Consider the following 13,672-nt stretch of genomic DNA (forward strand, 5'->3'; position numbering starts at 1 on the left):
GCGACATGATCGGGGCGACCGGCCCCGACCCCGGGAGGAATTCCGTGCCCCATTCCATCGACGCGGCCTTCACCGCGCTGCCCTTGCGGGCGCTCGCCGACGCGGCGCTCGCCCGGGCCCGCGCGCTGGGCTCCGACCACGCCGACTTCCGGCTGGAGCGCGTGCGCAGCGCCTCCTGGCGGCTGCGGGACGCCAAACCATCGGGCGGATCCGACGCCACGGACCTCGGCTACGCGGTCCGGGTGGTGCACGGAGGCAGCTGGGGGTTCGCCTCCGGCGTGGACCTGACCATGGACGGCGCCGCCAAGGTGGCCTCGCAGGCCGTGGCCATGGCGAAGCTGTCGGCGCAGGTGATCAAGGCCGCCGGTTCGGACGAGCGCGTCGAGCTGGCGGACGAGCCGGTCCACGCCGACAAGACGTGGATCTCCGCCTACGACGTGAACCCGTTCGAGGTGGCGGACGCGGAGAAGGCGGCGCTGCTCGCCGACTGGAGCGCGCGCCTGCTCGCGGCGGACGGGGTGGCCCACGTGGACGCCTCGCTGCTCGCCGTCCACGAGAACAAGTTCTACGCGGACACGGCGGGCACCGTCACCACCCAGCAGCGCGTACGGATCCACCCGCAGCTCACCGCGGTCGCCGTCAACGCGGCCACCGGCGAGTTCGACTCGATGCGCACCATCGCCCCGCCCGCCGGCCGAGGCTGGGAGTACCTGACCGGTACCGGCTGGGACTGGAACACGGAGCTGGAGGGGATCCCCGACCTGCTCGCCGAGAAGATGCGGGCACCGAGCGTGCGCGCCGGGCGCTACGACCTGGTCGTGGACCCGTCCAACCTGTGGCTGACCATCCACGAGTCCATCGGGCACGCCACCGAGTTGGACCGGGCGCTGGGATACGAGGCCGCGTACGCGGGAACCTCCTTCGCCACCTTCGACCAGCTCGGCTCGCTCAAGTACGGCTCCTCGATCATGAACGTGACCGGTGACCGCACCGCCGAGCACGGGCTGGCCACCATCGGCTACGACGACGAGGGCGTCGAGGCGCAGAGCTGGGACCTGGTCAAGGACGGCACCCTGGCGGGCTACCAGCTCGACCGGCGGATCGCGAAGCTGACGGGCCTCGGCCGCTCCAACGGTTGCGCCTACGCCGACTCCCCCGGGCACGTCCCGGTGCAGCGGATGGCGAACGTCTCGCTCCGGCCGGACCCGGGCGGTCTGTCGACCGAGGACCTGATCGGCGGGGTGGAGCGCGGGATCTACGTGGTCGGCGACCGTTCCTGGTCGATCGACATGCAGCGCCACAACTTCCAGTTCACCGGGCAGCGCTTCTTCCGGATCGAGAACGGCCGGCTGGCGGGGCAGTTGCGCGACGTCGCGTACCAGGCGACGACCACCGACTTCTGGGGCTCGATGGAGAAGGTCGGCGGCCCGCAGACCTACGTCCTGGGCGGCGCCTTCAACTGCGGCAAGGCCCAGCCGGGCCAGGTCGCCGCGGTCTCGCACGGCTGCCCGTCCGCGCTGTTCCGCGACGTGAACATCCTGAACACCACGCAGGAGGCCGGCCGATGACCGCGCACGACCACCACGCGATCCACCGGGGGTCCGGGGGTCGCCCCCCGGGACGGCACCGTCTGAACACCACGCAGGAGGCCGGCCGATGAGCCGCACGAAGCCGCACGAGATCGTCGAGCGCGCGCTGGAGCTGTCCACGGCGGACGGCTGCGTCGTCATCGCGGACGAGGAGTCGAGCGCCAACCTGCGCTGGGCGGGCAACGCGCTCACCACGAACGGCGTCACCCGGGGCCGCACCCTGACGGTCATCGCGACGGTGGACGGCAAGGAGGGCACGGCCTCGGGGGTCGTGTCGCGCTCCGCCGTCACCGCGGCCGATCTGGAGCCGCTGGTCCGGGCCGCCGAGGAGGCAGCGCGGGCCGGCGCCTCGGCCGAGGACGCGCAGCCCCTGGTGACCGGGGTCCCGGCCTCGACGGACTTCACCGAGGGCCCCGCCGAGACTTCCTCGGCGGTGTTCGAGCGGTTCGCCCCGGCGCTCGGCGAGGCCTTCGCCCGGGCCCGTGCGGGCGGACGCGAGCTGTACGGATTCGCCAACCACGAGCTGGTCTCCACGTACATCGGCAGCTCCGCGGGGCTGCGGCTGCGGCACGACCAGCCCAACGGCACCCTGGAGCTCAACGCGAAGTCCCCCGACCGGCTGCGGTCGGCGTGGGCGGGCCGCTCCACCCGGGACTTCACGGACGTGGACCCCACCGTCCTGGACGCGGAGCTCGCGGTGCGCCTGGGTTGGGCGGAGCGGAAGATCGAGCTGCCCGCCGGGCGGTACGAGACCCTGCTGCCGCCGACGGCGGTCGCCGACCTGATGATCTACCAGATGTGGTCGGCGTCGGCGCGGGACGCGGTGGAGGGCCGGACGGTCTTCTCCAAGCCGGGCGGCGGCACCCGGCTCGGCGAGAGGCTGTCCGAGCTGCCGCTGACCCTGCGCAGCGACCCGAACGCGCCGGGCCTGGAGTCGGCGCCGTTCGTGATCGCGCACAGCTCGGGCGACGACGCCTCCGTCTTCGACAACGGCCTGTCCGTCCCGGCGACCGAGTGGATCAGCGGGGGCGAACTGTCCCGGCTGACGACGACCCGGCACAGCGCGGAGCTGACCGGACAGCCGGTCTCCCCCGGCTTCGGGAACCTGATCCTCGACGGCGGCGGCGACCGCTCGCTGGAGGAGATGGTCGCCGCGACCGAGCGCGGTCTGCTGCTGACCTGCCTCTGGTACATCCGCGAGGTGGACCCGGCGACGCTGCTGCTCACCGGGCTGACCCGGGACGGCGTGTACCTGGTGGAGAACGGTCAGGTCGTCGGGGAGGTCAACAACTTCCGCTTCAACGAGTCCCCTGTGGACCTGCTGTCGCGGGCCTCCGAGGCGGGCCGGACCGAGAAGACCCTGCCGCGCGAGTGGAGCGACTGGTTCACCCGGGCCGCGATGCCGGCGCTGCGGATCCCGGACTTCAACATGAGCTCGGTCAGCAAGGGCGTCTGAGCCGGTCGGGGAGTCGGGGGGAGGTTCCCCGCCCGCCTAGACTGGCGGGGAACCTCTCAGCACCCTGTTTCATCTCGCTGTTTCATCTCGCTCAAGGAGAGTCACAACCGTGACGGACATCGTCGACGAACTGAAGTGGCGCGGGCTGTTCTCGCTGTCCACCGATGAAGAAGCGCTGCGCAAGGCCTTCGCGGACGGTCCCGTCACGTTCTATTGCGGCTTCGACCCGACCGCGGCCTCGCTGCACGTGGGACACCTGGTGCAGGTGCTCACCGTGCGTCGGCTCCAGCAGGCCGGGCATCGTCCGCTGGCCCTGGTCGGCGGGGCCACGGGCCAGATCGGCGACCCGCGCCCGACGGCCGAGCGCACCCTGAACGACCCGGACACGGTCGCGAACTGGGTGAGCCGGCTGCGTGCGCAGATCGAGCCGTTCCTGTCCTTCGAGGGCGAGAACGCCGCGGTCATGGTGAACAACCTGGACTGGACGGCGGGCCTGTCCGCCATCGAGTTCCTGCGGGACATCGGCAAGCACTTCCGCGTCAACAAGATGCTGACGAAGGACTCGGTGGCCCGCCGGCTGGAGTCCGACCAGGGCATCAGCTACACGGAGTTCAGCTACCAACTGCTCCAGGGCATGGACTTCCTGGAGCTGTACCGCCGTTACGGCTGCACGCTCCAGCAGGGCGGCTCGGACCAGTGGGGCAACCTGACGGCCGGCCTCGACCTGATCCACCGCCTGGAGCCGGACGCGCACGTCCACGCCATGGCGACCCCGCTGATGGTCAAGGCGGACGGCACCAAGTTCGGCAAGTCCGAGAGCGGCGCCGTCTGGCTCGACCCGGAGATGACCACGCCGTACGCGTTCTACCAGTTCTGGCTGAACGTGGACGACCGGGACATCTCGACCTACATGCGCATCCTGTCCTTCCGGTCCCGCGAGGAACTGGAGGAGCTGGAGGAGCAGACCACCGAGCGACCTCAGGCGCGCGCCGCGCAGCGGGCGCTCGCGGAGGAGCTGACCACGTTGGTGCACGGCGCCGACCAGTGCGCGGCCGTGATCGCCGCGTCGAAGGCGCTGTTCGGTCAGGGTGAGCTGACGGAGCTGGACGAGGCCACGCTGGCCGCGGCCCTGTCGGAGCTGCCGCGGGCGAAGGTCGCCGAGGCGGGGTTGGTCGTGGACCTCCTCGCCGAGACGGGCCTGGTCGCCAGCAAGTCGGCCGCTCGCCGGACCGTGAAGGAGGGTGGTGCCTACGTGAACAACGTGAAGGTCACCGCCGAGGACGCGGTCCCCGCCGCGGCGGACCTCCTGCACGGGCGCTGGCTGGTGCTGCGCCGCGGCAAGAAGAACCTGGCCGCGGTCGAGGTCACGGGCTGAGCCGTTCACGCGGCGTGTGACGCAGTGACGCAGTGACGGCATGACGAAGGGGCCGGTCCGGACGGTGGTCCGGGCCGGCCCCGACGCCGCGACCCGGTGGACCGGGTCGGCGTGGTTCAGGTCGTCTGTCGCTTGTTGCCCCGGATGGCCAGGTAGAGCATGTCGCCCAGGCCGACGATCAGGACCGCTCCGGCGAGTTGCAGCAGATGGCGGATCCAGTCGATGCCCTTGGTGTCCTCGACGCCGATCCACCGGGAGACGGCGTTGCCGAGGAGCGCTCCGAGGATGCCGAAGATGGTGGTCAGCCAGAGTGGCTGATGCTGCTTGCCCGGCAGGATGGCCCGGGCAATCAGGCCCAGCACAAAACCGACGATGATCGCCCAAACCCATTCCATGTCGAGCCTCCTCCTGGCGCGTTGTGCGCATGTGCGCCCAGTCTCGACCCGACCGGCCTACAGCGCATGTCGGACCACGCCATTCGGGGGCCGCTCGAGAGGACGTCGAGGCGCACCCGCTCTCCACCCCGACGGAGGACCGGCGTACGGTGGAAGCCTCCGGGCCCGGGCGTGTCCGGTGGGTGGATCGGATGGTGGAGACGTGCAGCGGACGAAGCGGAACGGGGCCGAGGTCTTCCGGATCACCGGGGCGCGGATGGGGCTCGCCGAGGACGTGCGGGGCCGGCAACGCAGGTACGTGATCTCGATGGTGATCAGGACCCTGTCGGTCATCGCCACGGTGGTTCTGTGGAACGTGGAGCGTCACGTGGCGATCGTGACGCTCGTCGCGGGCGCACTGCTGCCGTACATCGCCGTGGTCATCGCGAACGCGGGCCGCGAGTCGACGCCCTCCCTCCCCTCACACTTCATGCCGGCTCCTGTGCTCCCCGCACTGGACCCCGGAAACCTCAAGAAAACCTCAGATCAATCATGAAGTTCCAGTGCACCGCATCGGGTCGTGCGTGACATACTGCCTACGCGCTCCGCATCCCCCGTCGGAGCGACGGACCGACGCCGGGCAGCTCCCCCCGTGGCTGCTCGGCGTCGCCCTTCCGTTTGTAGGGTTGAGGCGTGAACTCCCCTGATACGGAAACCAACACACCCGCCGACATTCCCACCTGCTCCGCCAAGGGCTGCCGTGACGCGGCGGTCTGGGTCCTGGCGTGGAACAACCCGACCCTCCACACGCCCGAGCGGCTGAAGACCTGGCTGGCGTGCGAGGAGCACCGCGAGCACCTCTCCCAATTCCTGGGGGTCCGCGGTTTCCTCAAGGACGTCGTGAGGCTCGGCGAGTGGGTGCAGCCGGAAGGCTCGGAGCGGCGGTAGCCGGGCCGAGCCTTCGAGGGGTCGCGGTGAGGTGGTTCGTGCCGGGAGGGACGGGCTAACCGCCGATGGCGGACATCGGGCGGTCGGGCTGGAGGAAGGTCGGGTCGTCGAGGCCGGACCCGGCCTTCTTGCCCCACATCGCCACCTTCCACAGGCGGGCGATCTCCTCGTCCGGGGCGCCCGAGCGCAGCGCGGCCCGCAGGTCGGACTCCTCGGTGGCGAACAGGCAGGTGCGGATCTGGCCGTCGGCCGTCAGTCGGGTGCGGTCGCAGGCGCCGCAGAAGGGGCGGGTGACCGAGGCGATGACGCCGACGGTGGCCGGGCCGCCGTCGACGACCCAGCGTTCGGCCGGGGCGGAGCCGCGTTCGTCCGCGCCCTCCTCGGTGAGGGTGAAGCGGGTGCGCAGGGACTGGAGGATGTCGCCCGCGGTGATCATGCCGTCGCGCTTCCAGCCGTGCTGGGCGTCGAGCGGCATCTGCTCGATGAACCGGAGCTCGTACTCGTTCTCCACGGCCCAGGCGAGGAGGTCGGGGGCCTCGTCGTCGTTGAGTCCGGGCATCAGCACGGCGTTGACCTTGACGGGGGTCAGGCCGGCGGCGCGGGCGGCGGCCATGCCGTCGATGACGTCCTTGTGCCGGTCGCGGCGGGTGAGGGTCTTGAAGACCTCGGGCCGCAGGGTGTCCAGCGAAACGTTCACTCGGTCGAGGCCGGCGGCCTTGAGCGCCTGTGCGGTGCGCTTGAGGCCGATGCCGTTGGTGGTGAGGGACATCCTGGGGCGGGGTTCCAGGGCGGCGCACTGTTCGACGATCCCGACCAGACCGGGGCGCAGCAACGGTTCCCCTCCGGTGAATCGCACCTCGGTGATGCCGAGCCGGGTCACCGCGATCCGAATCAGCCGGACGATCTCCTCGTCGCTGAGCAGGTCGGACTTGCCGAGCCACTGCAGGCCCTCCTCGGGCATGCAGTACGTACAGCGCAGATTGCACCGGTCGGTGAGTGAGACGCGCAGGTCAGTGGCCACGCGGCCATAGGTGTCGAGAAGCACTTTGGGCCCCCTCCCCTGTCCGGTCGTAGAGGTCGCGCTGCGGTGAACGAGAGCGCATGCGCCGTGTTCGAGCCTACGCGACGGCTCCCCCGCGCAGGGATGCCCGAATGAACGAGACACGGCGCGGCCGCGTCGTAGGGAAGTACGACGCGGCCACGCTGAGTGTTCGGTGGATCTCAGACAGCGCCTGTTCCGGTCAGGGAGCGGACTTCCAACTCGGCGAACTTGGCGGGGTCGGCCTTCTCCTTGGACAGGACGGTTCCCAGCCATCCCAGGAAGAAGCCGAGCGGGATGGAGATGAGCCCCGGGTTCTCCAGCGGGAACCAGTAGAAGTCGGCGTCCTTGAACATCGAGGTGGGCTTGCCGGACACGACCGGGGAGAAGAGGACCAGGCCGACGGCCGAGATCAGGCCTCCGTAGATGGACCACAGTGCGCCCTGGGTGGTGAACCGCTTCCAGAAGAGGCTGTAGAGGATCGTCGGCAGGTTGGCGGAGGCGGCGACCGCGAAGGCGAGGGCGACCAGGCCGGCGACGTTCAGGTCGCGGGCGAGGGCGCCGAGGCCGATCGCGACGGCGCCGATGACCACGGTGGACCAGCGGGCCGCGCGGACCTCCTCCTTCTCCGTGGCCTTGCCCCTGCGGATGACGTTCACGTAGATGTCGTGGGCGAAGGACGAGGAGGAGGCCAGGGTCAGGCCCGCGACGACGGCGAGGATGGTGGCGAAGGCGACCGCGGAGATCACGGCGAGCAGGATCGCGCCGCCGGTGGAGTCGGCGCCGCCGCCGATCTCCTGGGCGAGCAGCGGGGCGGCGGTGTTGCCGGCCTTGTTGGAGGCCAGGATGTCGGCGCGCTTGAGCAGGGCCGCGGCGCCGAAACCGAGGGCGATGGTCATCAGGTAGAAGGCGCCGATGATGCCGATGGCCCAGTTCACGGACTTGCGGGCGGCCTGCGCCGTCGGGACGGTGTAGAACCGGATCAGGATGTGCGGCAGGCCGGCGGTGCCCAGGACGAGGGCGAGGCCGAGGGAGATGAAGTCCAGCTTCGTCGTCGCGTCCTTGCCGTACTTGAGCCCGGGCTCAAGGAACTTGGCGCCCTGCCCGCTGTTCTCGGCGGCCTTGCCCAGCAGTTCCGAGACGTTGAAGTTGAACTTGATCAGCACCATGAGGGTGATCAGCAGGGCGCCCGCGATGAGCAGCACCGCCTTGACCATCTGGACCCAGGTGGTGCCCTTCATTCCGCCGATCGTGACGTAGACGATCATCAGTACGCCGACCAGGGCGACCACGGCCACCTTGCCGCCGTCGCTGGTGATGCCCAGGAGCAGGGAGACGAGGACTCCCGCGCCGGCCATCTGGGCGAGCAGGTAGAAGATCGAGACCACGATGGTGGAGGTGCCGGCGGCGGTGCGCACGGGCCGCTGGCGCATGCGGAAGGCCAGGACGTCGCCCATCGTGTACCGGCCGGAGTTGCGCAGCGGTTCGGCGACGAGCAGCAGCGCCACGAGCCAGGCGACCAGGAAGCCGATGGAGTAGAGGAAGCCGTCGTAGCCGAAGAGCGCGATGGCCCCGGCGATGCCGAGGAAGGAGGCGGCGGACATGTAGTCGCCGGAGATCGCGAGGCCGTTCTGGAAGCCCGTGAACTGGCGTCCACCCGCGTAGAAGTCGGCGGCGTCCTTGGTCTGACGGCCGGCCCAGACCGTGATGATCAGGGTGGCGACGACGAACAGCCCGAACAGGGTGATGATCAGCGGCCGGTGCTCGGTGGCTCCGGCGGCGAGGGCCGGTGCGGTCGCCGGTTCGAACAACGTGGTCATTCCCCGGCCTCCATCAGCGCCTTGATGGCCGAGGCCTTGGGGTCGAGCTTGGTGGCGGCGTGCCGCGAGTACAGCCAGGCGATCAGGAAGGTGGTCGCGAACTGGCCGAGGCCGAGGACGAGGGCGACGTTGATGTTCCCGAAGAGCCTGGTCCCCATGAAGCCGCCCGCGTAGTTGGACAGCAGCACGTAGAGCAGGTACCAGGCGAGGAACGCCACGGTGAGCGGGAAGGCGAACGAGCGGTGGGAGCGCCGCAGTTCGGCGAACTCGCTGCTGTGCTGGACGCTCGTGAACTCTTCGGCGGTGGGGCCGGCCGGATGGTGCGACCCCGCGCCGCCGGGCGGTGGTGGTGGTGCTGCTGCTTCGAGGGTCACGGGGGCTCTCCTTGTGACGCGGGTGCAGGGGGGACGACGGAGAAGACAACCTCCGTGCGAGGGGGATGGTGACGCTGATCCCCCCTGTCAACGGCACGGACGGCGTGTCGAGACGGTTCAACCCCAGTTGATTCATTGGAAACTGATTCCTCGAACTGATGGCGCAAGACCGAACGGCCGCACTAGGTTCCTGTGTCATGAACCCGTCGGGCGCAACCGTGCCCGACGGCCTTTTTCAGGATGATGTGGAGAACCCATGGCTCACCTGGGAACCGGTCACCGGCGGCGCGCACTCGCCGTTCCGGTCGGACTGGCACTCACCGCCTCGCTCGCCCTCCTCCCCTCCGTCGCGGCCTCCGCCGCCCCGCTGGGCAACACGGCGGACGCGGTGGCGACGGCCAGGCCCGACACCTCCGGCCCCAAGCTGTCGTACGTGGCGAACCTGACCGCGTACGGGACGGTGAAGCAGGCGAAGAAGGCCATCGAGAAGGCCGGCGGAACGGTGGTGACCTCGCACGAGCAGATCGGGGTCGTCGTCGCGCACTCCCAGAACCCCGACTTCGCCAGGCAACTGCGGTCCCAGCGAAGCCTGTTCGTGTCGGTCGGTGCGACCCGGACGGCCCCGCTGTCCCCGGTGCAGACCACCGAGGAGGGCGCGACGCAGCGGCTGAGCGCGGCGGACGCCGCGAAGGCGGCGGCGAAGGCCACGGCGGGCCAGGAACCCCTGGAGTCGAACCAGTGGGACCTGCGGGCGATCCAGGCCGACGAGGCCCACAAGATCAACGACGGCAGCCGCAACGTGACGGTCGGCGTCATCGACACGGGTGTGGACGACACCCACCCGGACCTCGCCCCCAACTTCTCCAAGGGCCAGTCCGCGAACTGCGTGGGCGGTGTCCCCGACACCACCGAGGGCGCCTGGCGTCCGTACGCCGACGGCAGCGACCACGGCACCCACGTCGCGGGCACCATCGCCGCCGCGCGCAACGACCTCGGCATCAGCGGCGTCGCGCCCGGCGTGAAGGTCGCCGCCATCAAGGTGAGCGAGCCCGGGACCAGCCTCTTCTACACCGAGGCCGTCGTCTGCGGCTTCATGTTCGCCGCCGAGAAGGGGATCGAGGTGACCAACAACAGCTACTACGTCGACCCGTGGAACTACACCTGCAAGTCGGACGACGACCAGAAGGCGCTGGTGGAGGCCATCGCGCGGGCGACGAAGTACGCGGAGCGCAAGGGCGTCCTGAGCGTGGCCTCGGCCGGCAACTCCGACCACGACCTGGCCGGTCCCTCGATCGAGGACACCACCAGCCCGAACGACACCACCGCCGTGCCGCGCACCATCGACCCGAAGGTCTGCCTCGACCTTCCCACCCAGCTCCCCGGCGTGGTCACCGTGACCGCCACCGGCGACCAGGGCCTGCGGTCGTACTACTCCAGCTACGGGCTGGGCGTCGCCGACGTCGCGGGCCCCGGTGGCGACAAGTGGCAGGTGCCGGCCACGCCGGACGCCAACGGCCGGGTGCTGTCCACCCTTCCGGGCGGCGGCTACGGCTACAAGCAGGGCACCTCGATGGCCGCCCCGCACGTCGCGGGCGTCGTGGCGCTGCTGAAGAGCAAGCACCCCTCCGCCACCCCGTCGCAGCTCCAGGCGATGCTGAAGGCCCAGGCCACGAAGCAGGCCTGCCCGGACAAGATCTACGACGGCGCCGGCGCGCTGATCGACGCGACCACCTGCAAGAGCAAGTGGGGCCAGACCGGCTACTACGGCTCCGGCGTGGTGAACGCGCTCCGCGCCGTGAAGTAGGCCCGACGCACGAGCGGGGCCGGTCGGGACGCTCCCCGACCGGCCCCGCTCCGCGTTTCGGGGCGCCTACGGCGTGATGAGCACCTTGAGCGCGCTGCGGTCGTCCATCGCGCGGTAGCCGTCCGGGACCTCGTCCAGGGAGACCGCCCGGTCGAAGACCGGGGAGGGGTCGATCGCGCCGCTGAGCACGTCCGCGAGCAGCTCCGGGATGTACGCGCGCACCGGTGCGACGCCGCCGCGCAGGGACAGGTTGCGGTCGAACATCACGCCGAGGTCCAGGCCGGTGCCGCTGCCGTGCGGGACGCCGACGTAGCCGATGGATCCGCCGTCGCGGGTGATGTTGACGGCCGTGCGCATGGACTGTTCGGTGCCGACGGCCTCGATGACCGCGTGCGCGCCCTCGCCGGCGGTCAGTTCGCGGACGGCCGCTTCGGCGGCCTCGCCGCGCTCGGCGACGATGTCGGTGGCGCCGAACAGCGTGGCGATGTCCGTCCGGGCGGTGTGCCGACCCAGCGCGATGATCCGGTCGGCGCCGAGGCGCTTCGCGGCGAGGACGCCGCACAGGCCGACCGCGCCGTCGCCGACGACGGCGACGGTGGAGCCCTTGCGGACGCCGGCGCCGAGCGCCGCGTGGTGGCCGGTGCCCATGACGTCGGACAGCGCCAGCAGGGCGGTCAGCAGGTGGTCGTCGGAGGCCGCGTCGGCGGGCAGCTTGACCAGGGTGCCGTCGGCGTGCGGCACGCGGACGGCCTCGCCCTGGCCGCCGTCGTGACCGACCGAGCCCCAGAAGCCGCCGTCCACGCAGGAGGTGTGGAGGCCTTCGACGCAGTGCCGGCAGGTGCCGTCGGACCACATGAAGGGGGCGACGACGAGGTCGCCGGCACGCAGGTCGGTGACGGCGGAGCCGGTCTCCTCGACGATGCCGAGGAACTCGTGGCCGATCCGCTGACCGGGCTCGCGCGCGGCCTCGCCGCGGTAGGCCCAGAGGTCGCTGCCGCAGATGCAGGCGCGCAGTACGCGGACGACGGCGTCCTCGGGACGTCGGATCGCGGCGTCGGGCACCTCCTCCACGCGGATGTCGTGCGGGGCGTGGATGACGGTGGCGCGCATGGTGGTGCAGTCCTCCGGATGGGGGGTGGTGTGGGCAGGGCCCGCCTTGTGGGCTCCCCTACCGTACGCCTGCCTCCCGGGGGCGCACGCCGGTGGCCAGCAGGTACTGGGCCGCCAGATAGGTGGCCATGATCCAGAAGTCGGGCCGGGGCAACTGGGGCCACTCGGCGACCCCGGTCGCGATGAGGGTGTCGGACAGCAGGAACAGCGCGCCGCCGATCCCGGCGCGCACCCCGAGGGCGCTGGATCGGTAGGCCATGGCGGTGAGCAGCAGGCTGTAGCCGGCGACGGGAACGCGCAGCTCGGCCGGCAGGTCGCTCCAGAGCAGTGCGACGGTGCCCACGAGGGCGAGGGCGTACGCGCCGCCGAGGAGCGGGTTGGTCGCGCGCCGGCCGAAGAGGACGAGGTAGCAGACGTGGCCGAGGGCGAAGGAGCCCATGCCGACCAGGAACGCGGCATCGGCGTCGAAGAGGAGCGCCAGGTCCCCGCCCCAGCCGAACAGCAGGGCGGCGACGAGCAGCCGGGGGGCGCCGAGCGCGATCACGTGGGCGACGAGCAGCGGCATCAGCAGCGGTTTGGCCAGGACGTGCCCGAGGTGCCAGTCGGCGAGGAGCGAGCCGAGGTCGACGGCCGCGGCGACGGCGAACCCGGCGAGGGCGATCCGGCCGACGAGGGCCCGTCGTCCGCCTGCGGGGGCGGTGTCCCGTGCCCAGGAGGGCGTGCGGGACTCGGTGGCGCTCACGCGGCGTGCTCGGAGGCGGGGGCCTTCGACGAGGCCGACGGGGCCGGCGGCGGCGGTACCGGCTCGCCGCCCGGGGCGGGAACGGTGGCCGCCGGGGTGCCCGGGGCGGCGACCGCCGAGGCGGGCTGCCAGCCGGGGCCGCGGAAGACCCGGCCGGCGCGTTCGCTCCAGCTCCCGGCGGCGCGTACGTCGCGGGCGATGGCGGCGTATTCGTGGGTGGCCACGCGCAGCGGGTTGTGGGTGGCGATGTTCTTGGTGAGCCCGTAGACGGGCCTGTCGGTCTCCCCGACCCAGGACCCGAACATCCGGTCCCAGATGATCAGGATGCCGCCGAAGTTGCGGTCCAGGTAGCCGCCCTGCGAGGCGTGGTGGACACGGTGGTGGGAGGGGGTGTTGAAGACGTACTCGTAGGGCCGCGGCAGCTTCCCGATGCGCTCGGTGTGGACCCAGAACTGGTAGAGCAGGTTGATTCCGTAGCAGAACGGGATCGCCGCCGGATGGACGCCGAGCGCCACCATGGGCAGGTAGAACCACCAGGTGGTGGCGCTGGTCCAGGGCTGGCGCAGGGCGGTGGTGAGGTTGAACCGCTTGCTGCTGTGGTGGACCACGTGGCAGGCCCACAGGATGCGGATGACGTGGTGGAGGCGGTGCTGCCAGTAGTACAGGAAGTCCTGGACGAGCAGCATCAGCAGGGCGGTCCACCACAGGAACGGCACGCGCAGCGGGGTCAGTTCGTAGACGGCGGTGAAGACCGCGACGACCGGGATCTTCCAGAGCAGGTCGAAGCCGATGCTGCCCAGCCCCATGGTCACGCTCGTGACGGCGTCCTTGGAGTCGTAGCCGGCGGCATCCTCGTCGGGATGGAGCCGGTAGCTGACCACCTCGATGACGGTGAGCAGCACGAAGGCTGGTATGGACCACAGCACGACATCGGGCAGGTTCGGCATGTCCGCACCATAGAGCGGGGCTCGGGGCTGCCGCTAGAGGTTGTTACCGATCGGTATCCATCGGTGTTACCGACGGTTCGAGCGATGATGTCGA

General features: G+C 70.8%; 13 protein-coding genes. 6 read left to right on the forward strand and 7 right to left on the reverse strand.

Features of this window, described 5'->3' with window-relative positions:
* Positions 1-5 precede the first annotated feature (5 nt).
* From ACQEVM_RS25490 to tyrS, 3 genes are all read left to right on the forward strand, one after another.
* Positions 6-1,568, forward strand: coding sequence for a TldD/PmbA family protein (locus ACQEVM_RS25490; RefSeq protein ID WP_433082738.1), 1,563 nt, complete (start codon positions 6-8; stop codon positions 1,566-1,568).
* Between the two features lie 88 nt (positions 1,569-1,656).
* Positions 1,657-3,045: a metallopeptidase TldD-related protein gene (locus ACQEVM_RS25495; RefSeq protein WP_433082740.1), complete on the forward strand. Its 1,389-nt coding sequence runs from the start codon at positions 1,657-1,659 to the stop codon at positions 3,043-3,045.
* Positions 3,046-3,154: 109 nt separating this feature from the next.
* Entirely contained in the window at positions 3,155-4,420 is a 1,266-nt protein-coding gene (gene tyrS / locus ACQEVM_RS25500; protein ID WP_433082742.1) for a tyrosine--tRNA ligase, read from the forward strand.
* A gap of 116 nt (positions 4,421-4,536) precedes the next feature.
* Here tyrS and ACQEVM_RS25505 read toward each other — a convergent pair whose 3' ends face one another.
* Entirely contained in the window at positions 4,537-4,815 is a 279-nt protein-coding gene (locus ACQEVM_RS25505; RefSeq protein WP_053678635.1) for a GlsB/YeaQ/YmgE family stress response membrane protein, read from the reverse strand.
* Between the two features lie 256 nt (positions 4,816-5,071).
* On the opposite strand from ACQEVM_RS25505, the gene ACQEVM_RS25510 reads away from it, so the two are divergent.
* Positions 5,072-5,350: a DUF3099 domain-containing protein gene (locus ACQEVM_RS25510; protein WP_433085367.1), complete on the forward strand. Its 279-nt coding sequence runs from the start codon at positions 5,072-5,074 to the stop codon at positions 5,348-5,350.
* A gap of 137 nt (positions 5,351-5,487) precedes the next feature.
* A complete protein-coding gene (locus tag ACQEVM_RS25515) occupies positions 5,488-5,742 on the forward strand; it encodes a hypothetical protein (RefSeq protein WP_433082744.1) in 255 nt (84 codons plus the stop codon).
* A 55-nt stretch (positions 5,743-5,797) separates the two neighbouring features.
* Here the strand turns inward: ACQEVM_RS25515 and moaA are convergent, their stop codons facing one another.
* The 3 genes from moaA to ACQEVM_RS25530 form a co-directional block, all read right to left on the reverse strand.
* The gene (gene moaA, locus ACQEVM_RS25520; protein WP_433082746.1) at positions 5,798-6,787 is read right to left on the reverse strand and encodes a GTP 3',8-cyclase MoaA; all 990 of its coding nucleotides are present in this window, start codon (positions 6,785-6,787) and stop codon (positions 5,798-5,800) included.
* 176 nt (positions 6,788-6,963) lie between these two features.
* Entirely contained in the window at positions 6,964-8,601 is a 1,638-nt protein-coding gene (locus ACQEVM_RS25525; RefSeq protein ID WP_433082748.1) for a solute symporter family protein, read from the reverse strand.
* Positions 8,598-8,975: a DUF485 domain-containing protein gene (locus ACQEVM_RS25530; RefSeq protein ID WP_433082750.1), complete on the reverse strand. Its 378-nt coding sequence runs from the start codon at positions 8,973-8,975 to the stop codon at positions 8,598-8,600. The genes ACQEVM_RS25525 and ACQEVM_RS25530 overlap by 4 nt, the downstream gene beginning before the upstream one ends.
* Positions 8,976-9,231: 256 nt before the next feature.
* On the opposite strand from ACQEVM_RS25530, the gene ACQEVM_RS25535 reads away from it, so the two are divergent.
* Positions 9,232-10,779 (forward strand): S8 family peptidase, encoded by a 1,548-nt coding sequence (locus ACQEVM_RS25535; protein WP_433082752.1) that lies wholly within the window; start codon positions 9,232-9,234, stop codon positions 10,777-10,779.
* A gap of 66 nt (positions 10,780-10,845) precedes the next feature.
* On the opposite strand, the gene ACQEVM_RS25540 is transcribed toward ACQEVM_RS25535, so the two are convergent.
* Genes ACQEVM_RS25540 through ACQEVM_RS25550 form a run of 3 tightly spaced genes read right to left on the reverse strand, consistent with a single transcriptional unit; the run spans position 10,846 to position 13,578 of the window.
* Entirely contained in the window at positions 10,846-11,889 is a 1,044-nt protein-coding gene (locus tag ACQEVM_RS25540; RefSeq protein WP_433082754.1) for a zinc-dependent alcohol dehydrogenase family protein, read from the reverse strand.
* 58 nt (positions 11,890-11,947) lie between these two features.
* Positions 11,948-12,631 (reverse strand): lysoplasmalogenase, encoded by a 684-nt coding sequence (locus ACQEVM_RS25545; RefSeq protein ID WP_433082756.1) that lies wholly within the window; start codon positions 12,629-12,631, stop codon positions 11,948-11,950.
* Positions 12,628-13,578 carry a sterol desaturase family protein gene (locus ACQEVM_RS25550; RefSeq protein WP_433082758.1) on the reverse strand — a complete coding sequence of 317 codons (951 nt, stop codon included), beginning with the start codon at positions 13,576-13,578 and terminating at the stop codon, positions 12,628-12,630. The genes ACQEVM_RS25545 and ACQEVM_RS25550 overlap by 4 nt, the downstream gene beginning before the upstream one ends.
* Between the last annotated feature and the right edge of the window lie 94 nt (positions 13,579-13,672).

This window comes from Streptomyces sp. CA-243310 (genome assembly GCF_050936775.1).
Classification (GTDB): domain Bacteria; phylum Actinomycetota; class Actinomycetes; order Streptomycetales; family Streptomycetaceae; genus Streptomyces.

Bases quoted from the DNA above. Each gene is read 5' to 3' on its own strand.
- ACQEVM_RS25490 (WP_433082738.1), top strand. From the start codon at position 6: ATGATCGGGGCGACCGGCCCCGACCCCGGGAGGAATTCCGTGCCCCAT.
- ACQEVM_RS25495 (WP_433082740.1), top strand. From the start codon at position 1,657: ATGAGCCGCACGAAGCCGCACGAGATCGTCGAGCGCGCGCTGGAGCTG.
- ACQEVM_RS25505 (WP_053678635.1), bottom strand. From the start codon at position 4,815: ATGGAATGGGTTTGGGCGATCATCGTCGGTTTTGTGCTGGGCCTGATT.
- ACQEVM_RS25510 (WP_433085367.1), top strand. From the start codon at position 5,072: ATGGGGCTCGCCGAGGACGTGCGGGGCCGGCAACGCAGGTACGTGATC.
- ACQEVM_RS25525 (WP_433082748.1), bottom strand. From the start codon at position 8,601: ATGACCACGTTGTTCGAACCGGCGACCGCACCGGCCCTCGCCGCCGGA.
- ACQEVM_RS25535 (WP_433082752.1), top strand. From the start codon at position 9,232: ATGGCTCACCTGGGAACCGGTCACCGGCGGCGCGCACTCGCCGTTCCG.
- ACQEVM_RS25540 (WP_433082754.1), bottom strand. From the start codon at position 11,889: ATGCGCGCCACCGTCATCCACGCCCCGCACGACATCCGCGTGGAGGAG.
- ACQEVM_RS25550 (WP_433082758.1), bottom strand. From the start codon at position 13,578: ATGCCGAACCTGCCCGATGTCGTGCTGTGGTCCATACCAGCCTTCGTG.